10 protein-coding genes are annotated in these 10,675 nt (G+C 73.0%); 5 read left to right on the plus strand and 5 right to left on the minus strand.

Annotation, left to right across the window (positions count from 1 at the left end; genetic code table 11):
* Positions 1-725: PLP-dependent transferase (locus ACWDR3_RS45570; protein ID WP_450358594.1), on the plus strand; the 725-nt coding region annotated here is incomplete at its 5' end.
* The gene (gene metX / locus ACWDR3_RS45575; protein WP_450358595.1) at positions 726-1,877 is read left to right on the plus strand and encodes a homoserine O-acetyltransferase MetX; all 1,152 of its coding nucleotides are present in this window, start codon (positions 726-728) and stop codon (positions 1,875-1,877) included.
* Between the two features lie 47 nt (positions 1,878-1,924).
* Here metX and ACWDR3_RS45580 read toward each other — a convergent pair whose 3' ends face one another.
* Entirely contained in the window at positions 1,925-2,266 is a 342-nt protein-coding gene (locus ACWDR3_RS45580) for a DUF5713 family protein (protein WP_450358596.1), read from the minus strand.
* A 68-nt stretch (positions 2,267-2,334) separates the two neighbouring features.
* On the opposite strand from ACWDR3_RS45580, the gene ACWDR3_RS45585 reads away from it, so the two are divergent.
* Complete coding sequence (locus tag ACWDR3_RS45585) at positions 2,335-3,192, plus strand: N-formylglutamate amidohydrolase (protein WP_450358597.1); 858 nt, start codon at positions 2,335-2,337, stop codon at positions 3,190-3,192.
* Positions 3,193-3,273: 81 nt separating this feature from the next.
* Positions 3,274-4,497, plus strand: a complete 1,224-nt coding sequence (locus tag ACWDR3_RS45590) for a cytochrome P450 (protein ID WP_450358598.1) — start codon at positions 3,274-3,276, stop codon at positions 4,495-4,497.
* Between the two features lie 108 nt (positions 4,498-4,605).
* On the opposite strand, the gene ACWDR3_RS45595 is transcribed toward ACWDR3_RS45590, so the two are convergent.
* The 3 genes from ACWDR3_RS45595 to ACWDR3_RS45605 all read right to left on the minus strand — a co-directional run bounded on the left by ACWDR3_RS45595 (position 4,606) and on the right by ACWDR3_RS45605 (position 7,228).
* A complete protein-coding gene (locus ACWDR3_RS45595; protein ID WP_450358602.1) occupies positions 4,606-5,097 on the minus strand; it encodes a hypothetical protein in 492 nt (163 codons plus the stop codon).
* A gap of 59 nt (positions 5,098-5,156) precedes the next feature.
* On the minus strand, positions 5,157-5,732 hold the full coding sequence (locus ACWDR3_RS45600; protein WP_450358599.1) for an RNA polymerase sigma factor: 576 nt from the start codon (positions 5,730-5,732) through the stop codon (positions 5,157-5,159).
* Between the two features lie 80 nt (positions 5,733-5,812).
* Entirely contained in the window at positions 5,813-7,228 is a 1,416-nt protein-coding gene (locus ACWDR3_RS45605; protein WP_450358600.1) for a S8/S53 family peptidase, read from the minus strand.
* A gap of 150 nt (positions 7,229-7,378) precedes the next feature.
* Between ACWDR3_RS45605 and ACWDR3_RS45610 the strand changes: the two genes are divergently transcribed.
* Positions 7,379-9,943 (plus strand): CHAT domain-containing protein, encoded by a 2,565-nt coding sequence (locus ACWDR3_RS45610; RefSeq protein ID WP_450358603.1) that lies wholly within the window; start codon positions 7,379-7,381, stop codon positions 9,941-9,943.
* An 87-nt stretch (positions 9,944-10,030) separates the two neighbouring features.
* Here the strand turns inward: ACWDR3_RS45610 and ACWDR3_RS45615 are convergent.
* A partial coding sequence (locus ACWDR3_RS45615) for an SDR family NAD(P)-dependent oxidoreductase (protein ID WP_450358601.1) occupies positions 10,031-10,675 on the minus strand: 645 nt, incomplete at its 5' end.

Below are 10,675 nucleotides of genomic sequence, written 5' to 3' on the forward strand. Positions count from 1 at the left end.
ACCTGCTCCGGCCCATCGAGCACGGCGCGGACATCGTCGTGCACTCGGCGACCAAGTTCCTCGGCGGGCACGGGACGACCATCGCGGGTGTCGTCGTGGACGGCGGCACCTTCGACTTCGGGGCGCACGCGGAGCGGTTCCCTGACTTCACCGAGCCCGACCCGAGCTACCACGGCCTCCAGTACTGGCCGGCGCTCGGCCCGGGCGCCTTCGCGATCAAACTGCGGGTGCAGCTGCTGCGCGACCTCGGCCCGGCGCTCTCCCCGCACTCCGCGTTCCTGCTGCTCCAGGGCGTGGAGACGCTGAGCCTGCGTATCGAGCGGCACTCGTCGAACGCCCAGGCGCTGGCCGAGTGGCTGGAGCAGCGGGACGAGGTGGCGGCCGTCCACTATCCGGGACTTCCGTCCAGTCAGTGGTACGAGGCCGGGCGGACGTATCTCCCGCGGGGTGCCGGCGCCGTCGTCTCCTTCGAGCTGCGGGACGGCGTCGAGGCGGGCAAGCGCTTCGTGGACGCCGTCGAGCTGTTCAGCCACCTGGCCAACATCGGTGACGTCCGCAGCCTCATCATCCACCCGGCGTCCACGACCCACAGCCAGCTGGACGAAGGGCAGTTGGCCGCCACGGGGACCTCGCCGGGTCTGGTGCGCCTGTCGGTCGGCATCGAGAACCTCGCCGACCTCAAGGCCGACCTGGAGGCCGGATTCCGCGCGGCCAAGGGCGCGTAGGTGCGGGCAGCCGCCGCTTCCGAGGTTCCCCTCCCGCCGGCCACCGGGGCCTGGCGGGAGGGGGACCCGCCCGGGCGGCGCCGGTGGCACACTCCGGAGAAGCCGCTCCCGCTGGAGGCGGGCGGTGAACTGCCGGGCGCACGGCTGGCGTTCGAGACCTGGGGGCGGCTCGCGCCGGACCGCGCCAACGCCGTCCTCGTCCTGCACGCCCTCACCGGCGACAGCCATGTCGTGGGGCCCGCCGAGCCCGGTCACCCCACCGCCGGCTGGTGGGACGGGCTGGTCGGACCGGGGCTCGCGCTCGACACCGACCGCTGGTTCGTCGTCGCCCCGAACGTCCTGGGCGGCTGCCAGGGCAGTACGGGTCCGTCCTCGACGCGTCCTGACGGGCGCCGACGCTGGGGCGGCTCCTTCCCGTTCCTGACCCAGCGCGACCAGGTCGCCGCCGAGGCGGGGCTGGCGGACGCGCTGGGCATCGAGCGGTGGGCGCTCGTCGTCGGCGGATCGATGGGCGGGATGCGGGCCGTGGAGTGGGCGGTGTCCCACCCCGAACGCACCGGCGCGCTGCTGCTGCTCGCCACCACGGCGGCGGCGAGCGCGGAGCAGATCGCCTGGGCGAACATCCAGGTGCACGCCGTCCGTTCGGACCCGCACTGGCAGAGCGGCGACTACCACGGCACCGCCCACGGCCCGCACTCCGGCCTCGGCCTGGCCCGCCGACTGGCCCACGTCACCTACCGCAGCGAGCCCGAGCTCCGGATGCGCTTCGGCCGCACACCGCAAGGCACCGAGGATCCCTGGAACGGCGGCCGCTACCAGGTCGAGTCCTACCTCGACCACCACGCCGCCAAGCTGATCCACCGCTTCGACGCGGGCAGTTACGTGGTCCTGTCCGAGGCGATGAACGCCCACGACGTCGGCCGGGACCGCGGCGGCACCCGTTCCGCACTGAGCCGCGTCACCGCACGCACGCTGGTCGCAGGCGTGGACTCCGACCGCCTCTACCCGCTCGCCCAGCAGGCGGAGTTGGCCGCGCTGATCCCGACCGCCGACCGGTTGCGGGTGATCGAGTCGCCGTACGGGCACGACGGGTTCCTGATCGAGACGGGGCAGGTCGGGGGGCTCGTACGTGAACTCCTGGGCCCTGCCTGACAGTTGGCGCCGATTCGCGGGCCTGGCTGCTGCTCCGGGCCGCCCGCTCACCAGTCCCGTGTGCCGATCAGCTCCTCCACGTCCGCGGTCTCGAAGCCGTAGGTCTTCGCGATGAACCAGAAGTCCTCGGCTATCTCCTCGCGGGCCACGGTCTCGATCTCGCTGCCGGCCTCCTCGAAGGCGGTCTGGAGGTCGTTGAACTCGTCGGTGGCGGCCTGGGTGAGGACGTACAGCGCGTCCAGGTCGGCGGGCCGCTCGGTCTCGATGCGCTCGCACAGCCGCAGCAGGATGTCCCGGCCCTGGTCCACGACGTGGTCGGGGTAGTAGGCGTCTCGGTAGAGGGCCTTGAGAAACGCGTGCGTGGCCGCCTGCTGGTTGCTGATGGGCATGGTGCTCCCCCGGGTTCGTGCTCACGGACGTCTCGCGGATGTCCGTGCCTGTCGATGTGGCACCTTTGATGCTGCCACGCACCACTGACAACACCCTTCGACGCCTCTTGGAGCAGCCAGTGCCGGCCGCACCCGACGCCGCCCCGCCGTTCGAGCTTCTGTCCGGCCCCGCCGACTCCCCCGTGATCCTGCACGTGCCGCACTCGGCGCGGACGATCCCGGCCGCGGTGCGCCAGGGGATCGTGCTGGACGACGCGGCACTGGAGCGGGAGTTGGACCACATCACGGACGCGCACACCGCCGAACTGGCCGAGGTCGCGGCCGAGTTGGCGGCCGTCACGCCCTGGCGGTTCGTCAACCGGCTGTCGCGGCTGGTCGTCGATCCGGAGCGGTTTCCCGACGAGCGGGAGGAGATGCTGTCGGTCGGGATGGGCGCGGTGTACACGCGGACCACGCACCGGAGTGCGCTGCGGCCCGAAGACAGCGATCCCGAACCGCTCATCGAGCGCTACTTCCGGCCGTACGCGCACGCGATGACGGAGGCCGTGGCCGATCGGCTGGCCGCCACCGGGCGGGCCGTCGTCATCGACGTGCACTCCTATCCGTCCGCGGCGCTGCCCTACGAGCTGCACGGCGAAGGCCCCCGGCCGCCCGTCTGCCTCGGCACCGACTCCTTCCACACCCCGCCCGAGCTGCTGACGGCCGCGCGGGAGGCGTTCGCCGGGTGCGGGGAGACGGGGGTGGACAGCCCGTTCGGCGGGACGTACGTGCCGCTGGAGTTCTACGGGAAGGATCCGCGGGTGGCCGCCCTGATGGTGGAGATCCGCCGGGACCAGTACATGACCGAGCCGGGCGGACCCGCCGGCCCCGGGCTGAACCGGCTGGCGACCGCGCTGGCCGCCCTTGTGGACGCCGTACCGCGCTGAACTCCTCCTGGCGCCTCACTCCGGCCTCCGGCTGGAGCACTCCCGCGCGACAGGCGGGCGGGGGCCGGTGAGGGTGGGTGCATGACCGAGGATCCCACCCTGCTGACCGCCCAGGCACCGCCCCCGGTGCGCGACTGGCCCGCGCTCGACCTCGCCGGTCCCGACGACTTCGACCCGGTGCTCGCGGAGCTGATGCGCGAGGGCCCGCTGACCCGTATCCGGCTGCCGCACGGCGAGGGCTGGGCGTGGCTGGCCACCCGGTACGACGACGTGAAGGCGATCACCAACGATCCGCGGTTCGGCCGCGCGGAGGTGACCCACCGTCAAGTGACCCGGCTGGCACCGCACTTCAAGCCTCGGCCGGGTTCGCTCGCCTTCGCCGACCAGCCCGACCACAACCGGCTGCGCAAGCCGGTCGCCGGTGCCTTCACGGTCGGCGCGATGAAGCGGCTGCGGCCGCGGGCGCAGGAACTACTCGACGAGCTGGTCGACGGGGTCGTACGGGACGGTCCGCCGGCCGATCTCATCGAGCGGGTCCTGGAACCCTTCCCGCTCGCCGTGGTCAGCGAGGTCATGGGCGTGCCCGCCGAGGACCGGGAGCGGGTGCACTCCTGGACCCGGCAGATCATCTCCACCTCCGGCGGGGCCGAGGCCGCCGACCGGGCCAAGAACGGCATGTACGGGTGGATCACCGACACGATCCGGGATCGCGCGCACAGCACCGGCCAGGACGTGTACTCGCTGCTCGGCGCCGCCGTCGGGCGGGGCGAGATCAGCGAGGAGGAGGCGGTCGGGCTCGCCGGGCCGTTGCAGATCGGCGGCGAGGCCGTCACCCACAACTGCGGCCAGATGCTGTTCCTGACGCTCACCAGGCCGGAGTTGAGGGAGCGGATGCGGGAGCCGGAGGCCCGCGGACCCGTCCTCGACGAGCTCCTGCGCCACATCCCGCACCGCACCTCGGTGGGCCTCGCCCGCATCGCCCTGGAGGACGTAGAGCTGCACGGCCACCGCATCGCCGCGGGCGACCCGGTGTACGTGTCCTACCTGGCCGCCAACCGGGACCCGGCCGTCTTCCCCGACCCGGACCGGATCGACCCGGACCGCGACCCCAACCCGCACCTGGCCTTCGGCAACGGATCGCATTACTGCACCGGCGCCGTCCTGGCCCGGCTGCAGACCGAACTGCTGGTCGGCACGCTCCTGGACCGGTTGCCGGACCTGTGCCTGGCGGCCCCCGCCGATGAGGTGGTCTGGCGCCGCCGGACGATGATCCGTGGACCCCAGAACCTGCCCGTCGCCTGGTGACCGGCGCTCGCTGACAAGTGAGCGCGGTGAGCTGTGTCGGGCACCTGACGAGAAGCGTCAGGCATCTGGATGAGCCGAGTCGGGCACCCCGTGAGGGCGCCCGACCGCTCAGGCCGTCAGCCAGTCCGTGACGACGGTCCCCTCGTCGGTCCGCAGCCGCAGGGCGAACGGACCGGCGGGGGGCTCCGCGGAGGTGAAGCGGCCCATGTCGTCCGTCGTCAGCGCGGAGCCGCTCTGCGGTCCTCTGAGGACCTCGATGCGGGCCGTCTGCGGTGGCAGCACCTGCCCCATCAGGCCCTCCGCCGTCAGTTCCACGTCGACGGTCAGCCCGCCCACGTGGAAGGTCAGCATCCGCGGTACGTCCACGGCTCCCCTGACCGGGATGGCGTCGGTGACCGAGTCGAAGGTCAGCTCGGCGATCCGGGCGTCGAGGTCGTGCAGGGCGAACGCCTCGACGGCGAGCTGCTGGAGCTGGGCGGGGATCGGGTCGAGAATGCCCGCGGCCCGGCGCAACTCCTCCTCCAGCAGGCCGAGTTCGAAGTCGTCGTCGAAGTCGTCCTCGTGGGCGTCGTCGCCGCTCATGCCGTCCAAGTCGTCCATGTCGTCCATGTCGTCCTGGCCACCCATGCCGTCGGTGCCGTCCGTGCCGTCGATGTTCGTCACACCGCACCTCGTGCTTCGAGTCGTGCCCGCAGGCGGCGCAGACAGCGCTGGCGCAGCGGTCCGATGCTGCCGACGGCGATGCCCAGCGAGGCGGAGACCTCCTGGTAGCTGGGCGGCTGCGCGGCCATCAGGACGCGCAGCAACTGCCGGCACCGGTCGCCGAGTTCGGCGAACTCCTGCCACAGATGGCGCACGCGCTCGCTCTGGGCGGCGGCCTCCTCGGAGTCCAGCAGGGACTGTTCGGGCGTGCTGTCCTCGCTGACCCGGTCGAGCAGTTGCGGATCGTCCGTCGGGGTCAGCCTCTTCAGGCTCCTGATGACCTTCAGGCTCTCGTGCCGCGCGGTGCTCGCCAGCCAGGAACCGGCCTTCTCCGGTTCCCGGATCCGGCCCAGATGCTGGGCGAAGCGGAACCACACGGTCTGGTAGACCTCGTGCGCGTCGGCGTCGGAGAGCCGGTACGCGCGCACGACGGACCACACCAGTGGGCTCAGCCCTTCAACGAGCGCCTTCCAGGCCGCCGCATCACCGTCGACGGCGGACTGGACCAACGCGCCGACATCTGCTCGGTCCACGGCCTCACCCCTCGTGTACGGCATGTCATCGTACGCCGTGACGGGGGTGGCCCTGGACCGTGGCCTCCAGTGGATCGCGTTCATACCGACGTGGTGGGGATCGCGCGCCACGTGGGTGGCCGCAGCGCCGGGACGTGCGCCCCCCGTACCTCCGCGATCTCCGTGTTGGCGGCGAGCAGCAGCCGCGCGGCGGCGCGCGGGTCCTGCTCCTTGTTCGCCGTCATGAAGGCGGCGACCAGGCCGGCGGCGACGGGCGTGGCGAAGGAGGTGCCGCTCCACTGCGCGAACCCTTCGAACAGCACCTGGTCCGGCGTGGGGTGGGAACCGTCGTCGCTCAGCACGCCCGCGTGGCTCGGGTACTGGCAGGTGCAGTGGTAGGTGAAGCCGAAGCGGCAGGCGTCGTAGGTGGAGTGCTGGTAGATGTACGGGACGGGCACGTCGAAGCCGGTGAGCGAGCTGGTGAGGCGCTCGCCGGGGGCGTAGACCTTCACCCACGCGCCGTGGTTGCTGAAGCAGGCGCCGAACTCGCCGTCGCTGCGCAGTGCGCCGACCGACAGGACGGCGTCCGCGTAGTCGGGCAGGGAGGCGTAGGCGGCGGGCCAGAACGGGGTGGCGCTGGCGTTGTTGCCGGCCGCGGCCACCAGGAGGGTGCTCTGGTCGCGCAGCGCGGTCATGAACCCGTCCAGGCCCAGCAGGCCGTCGACGCGGCCGTTGGAGGTGCCGGCGGAGAGGCTGAGGATGTCGGGCCAGCCGTCCCGCTCGACGGCGTCGAAGAGCAGCTCGCCGAACTCGGACTCCAGGACCGCACCGGCGTCGTTGAGCGTGTTGCGCACGGTGATGTCGGTGTTGGGCGAGACGGCCGCGAGGAGTCCGGCGATGAACGTGCCGTGGCCGACGTACTGCTGGAGTATCCCGTTGGCGTCGGTCTCCTGGAGCTGCGGGTCGCCCTGGGTGTTGGCCAGCAGCGGGTAGGAGGCGAAGTCGTGGGTGAGGCCGTTGTCTATCACCAGGACACGGACGGCGGTGTCCTCGTGGGATTCCTCGGCCGCGGCCGGGTTGGGCGACTGGGTGAGGGGGGCGGGCACGGGCTCGTCGCCGGGGCAGGAGTTCACCGCGATCGACACGATGTGGTTGCGGCTGACCAGTCGGCGTCCGGTGCGTCCTTCCTGCTCCCGGAGCGCGCGCAGGGCGCCCGCGACCGCGCGGTCTCCGCGGCCGTCGCCGTGGCCGGGGTCGCCGACCTGGATGCGGGTGATGCCCGAGCGGTTGGTCTGCGGGCTCACGCGCTGCACCCGGTCCGCGACCAGCCCCGTGGTCCGGTCGAAGTGGGTGCGTACGGTGTCCTCGACGAGCTGGGCCTCCTCGCCGTCCCGGGCGAGGACGACACCCTTCTCGTAGATGAACTCGGCCGCGTCGTCCGGGCCGAGGGCGAGCGGGGTGTCGGGCATCGAGCGTTGGATCTGGTCGAACTGCTCGTGGAAACGCTGAGGTGCCATGGCGTGTCCTCCTCCACTGAGGCGGTGGTCGTCAGTCAGAGCCGCGGGGTCGTCGTTTGATACAGCGCCAAACGGATGTGGTGTGCAACCGGGACCACTACCATCCGTGGAGTGACAGCGGGAAGCGACGCGGTCCTTGAACTGCTGCCGATGGTGTTCGCCGCCCCGAAGGACGCGCTGGCGAGGGCGGAAGGTGTGCTCGACGCCGATCCGTCGCTGTTGCACGCCTCCATCGCCCACCAGGTGATCGGCATCTGGCAGCGGGACTGGGGCGACATGAAGATCGCCCTCTATCACCTGCGGCGGGCGCGCGATCTTGCTGCGCGCGCTGACTCGGCCGACCGGGAGGCGGATGTCCTGGCCGCGCTCGGGGTCGCGTTGGTGCACTCGGGGCGCACTCAGCAGGGGCTGGCCGCGCTGGAGCGCGGGGTGGAGCGCGGCACCGGCCACACCCGCGCGCGCGTGCTGTTCCGGCGGGCCTACGCCGGCTGGGTCCTTGGCCGGCATCGCGAGGCCCTGGAGGACGTACGCAAGGCGATTCCCGTGCTGCGGCAGGCGGAGGACACCATCTGGGTGGCACGGGCGCTGACGCTGCGCGCGACCGTGCATCTGGCGCTGGGCGCGGTGGACCGCGCGGACGCCGACTTCACGGCCGCCGAGGCGCTGTGGGACACCACCGGCCAGGAGCACGACAAGGCGGACGCGGTGGAGAGCCGGGGGCTGGCCGCGTTCCGGTCGGGCGACATCCCGGTGGCGCTGCGATTGTTCGACGAGGCCGAGGAGCGGTACGCGAAGCTCGGTACGCCGTCCTTCATGCTCTACATCCGGCGCTGCGAGGTCCTGATGGCGGCCGAGCTGGCCCCGGAGGCGCTGGCCGAGGCGGACGCGGCGATCGGGGTGCTCGACGGCATCGGCGGTCAGGCCACCCGCAAGGCGGAGCTGCTGCTGGTCGCGGCGCACGCGGCCCGGCGGGCGGGCGATCCGCATACGTCGATCGCGCGCGCGGAGCTGGCGGTGCGGCTGTTCGCCGGGCAGCGGCGGCCCTGGTGGGAGGCGCACGCCCGGCTGGTGCTGATCCAGGCGCGGGTGGCCGCCGGGCGGGGCTCGGGGCGCCTTGTCGCCGACGCGGCCGCGGTGGCGGAGAAGCTCGCGTCCTTCGGCGCCCCGGTCGCGCCGGAGGCGTCCCTCCTCGCGGGCCGGATCGCGCTCGACCTCGGCTGGACGGCGGACGCGGAGCGGCATCTGGCGGTGGCCGCCCGCAGCCGGCACAGCGGGCCGCCACTCGCGCGGATGACGGGCTGGGCGGCACAGGCGCTGCGGGCCCGGTCCGCCGGTTCGAGCCGGGGCGTGCTGGAGGCCTGCCGGCGCGGCCTGGACGTCCTTGACGACCACCGGATGACGCTCGGTGCCTCGGAGCTGCGGGCCCGCGCCACCGAGCAGGGCACGGAACTGGCCGCGCTGGCGCAGCAGGCCAGCGTGGAGTCGGGCGGGCCGCGCCGGCTGCTGGTGTGGAGCGAGCGCTGGCGGGCCACCGCGCTGTCGGCGCCGCCGACCCGGCCGCCTGCCGATCCGGTGCTGCTCGGCGATCTCACCTCGTTCCGGGTGATCGCCGCCCAGGCCGAGGAGGCCCGCATGGAGGGCCGGCCGCTGCCCGCCCTGGAGCGCGAACAGCGGCGCCTGGAGCGGGAGATCCGTTCCCGCACCCTGCACATGCGCGGCGACGCCCCCGGCGACGAGACCCGCTTCGACCCCGCCCGGCTGCTGGCCCGCCTCGGCGAGGTGCGGCTGGTGGAGCTCGCCGTGCTGGACGGGCGGGTCCAGGTGCTGCTGTGCGGGGAGGGCCGGGTCAGGCGGTTCGAGGCCGGGCGGCTGGCGGACGCCGTGACCGAGGCCGAACACGTCCAGGCGGGCCTGCGGCGACTGGCCCATCCCGGGGCGGATGCCCGGCTTCCGGTGGTCGAGGCGATGGGGCGCCGGCTGGAGGAACTGCTGCTGGGACCGGCGGCCGCGCACCTCGGCTCCGGGCCCGTGGTCGTCGTACCGCCCGGGCGGCTGCACCGCGTGCCGTGGGCCCTGCTGCCGTCGCTGCGCGAGCGGGTGCTCAGTGTGTCGCCGTCGGCGAGCAGTTGGCTGCGGGCTCGGGAGACCGAGCCGCCGCCCGGTGGACGCCATGTGCTGGTACGCGGGCCGGGCCTTGCGACCGGGGGTGCCGAGGTGCCCGAACTGGCCGACCGGTACGGCAGGCCGACCCTGCTGGAGCACGACGAGGCGCGCGTGCCGCGGGTGTTGCGGGAGCTCGACGGCGCGGCGCTCGCGCACATCGCCGCGCACGGGGCCTTCCGCGCCGACAGCCCGCTCTTCTCGTCCTTGCGGATGGCCGACGGTCCGCTGATCGTCCACGACTTCGAACGCCTGGACCGCAGCCCGTACCGGATCATCCTGTCCAGCTGCGACACTGCCCGCCTCGCCTCCGTCGGCGCGGACGAACTGCTCGGCCTGGTCACGGCGTTGCTGCCGCTGGGCACGGCCGGGGTGGTGGCCAGCAGCGCGCCGGTCAACGACGCGGCGGTGGTCCCGCTGATGCTCGCCCTGCACAAGGGCCTCAGCGTCGGCCTCTCCCTCGCGGAGGCCTTGCGCGACGCCCGGGCCGCGCTGCCGGGCGACGCGATGCACCAGGCGACGGGGTGGGCGTTCGCGGCGTTCGGGGCGGCCTGAGCGGGGATCCGGAGCGGGCGGAACGTGGTTGTGTGCGGCGCCCCTGAGGGCATCCGACGCCTTCCGTCCCGGCCCCCTGCCGGTGACTCACCCCCCGACTCCCGTGAGGGCGGCCGTCGCCTGCCACAGCTCGGCGGCCTTCGCCTCGTCGAGACCGACCCGGCCCGGCTTGCGCACAGTGGGGTGGCCCTTGATGCTGCCGAAGCCGTCCGGGCCCACGTAGGCGTTGCCCGGCACGTCCTGCGTGGCCGCGAACAGGACCGGCAGAGCGCCGTGTTCGGGGTCGTTGAGCAGGAACGCGAGACGGTTGACGGCGTTCGCCGAGGAGTGCGCGGCCAGCGAGGTCGTGGCGATGCCGGGGTGGGCGAGCACCGACTTCACCCGGCTGCCGGACGCGGTCAGCCGCCGCTGGAGTTCGAGGGAGAACAGGACGACCGCGAGCTTGGAGTCCCGGTAGGCGTGCATCGGGTGGTACGTGCGCGACCGCCAGTCCAAGTCGGCGACATCCAGCTTGGACTGGCGGTGCAGCTGGCTGGTCACACTCACGACACGGTCGGTCAGGTACGGCAGGAGCAGGCCGGTCAGCGCGAACGGGCCGGTGTAGTTCGTCGCGGTCTGCACGTCGAGACCGTCGGCGGTGCGGGCCGCCGGGACGTCCATGACACCGGCGTTGTTGATGAGGACGTCCAGGTCGCCGGTCCACTGCTGCGCGAACTCCCGTACGGAACCCAG

The organism is Streptomyces sp. NPDC001002, from assembly GCF_053599215.1.

Coding starts and splice junctions, on each gene's coding strand:
- ACWDR3_RS45580 (WP_450358596.1), bottom strand. CDS start 2,266: ATGCCCATCAGCAACCAGCAGGCGGCCACGCACGCGTTTCTCAAGGCC.
- ACWDR3_RS45585 (WP_450358597.1), top strand. CDS start 2,335: ATGCTGCCACGCACCACTGACAACACCCTTCGACGCCTCTTGGAGCAG.
- ACWDR3_RS45590 (WP_450358598.1), top strand. CDS start 3,274: ATGACCGAGGATCCCACCCTGCTGACCGCCCAGGCACCGCCCCCGGTG.
- ACWDR3_RS45595 (WP_450358602.1), bottom strand. CDS start 5,097: ATGGACGACTTGGACGGCATGAGCGGCGACGACGCCCACGAGGACGAC.
- ACWDR3_RS45605 (WP_450358600.1), bottom strand. CDS start 7,228: ATGGCACCTCAGCGTTTCCACGAGCAGTTCGACCAGATCCAACGCTCG.
- ACWDR3_RS45610 (WP_450358603.1), top strand. CDS start 7,379: ATGGTGTTCGCCGCCCCGAAGGACGCGCTGGCGAGGGCGGAAGGTGTG.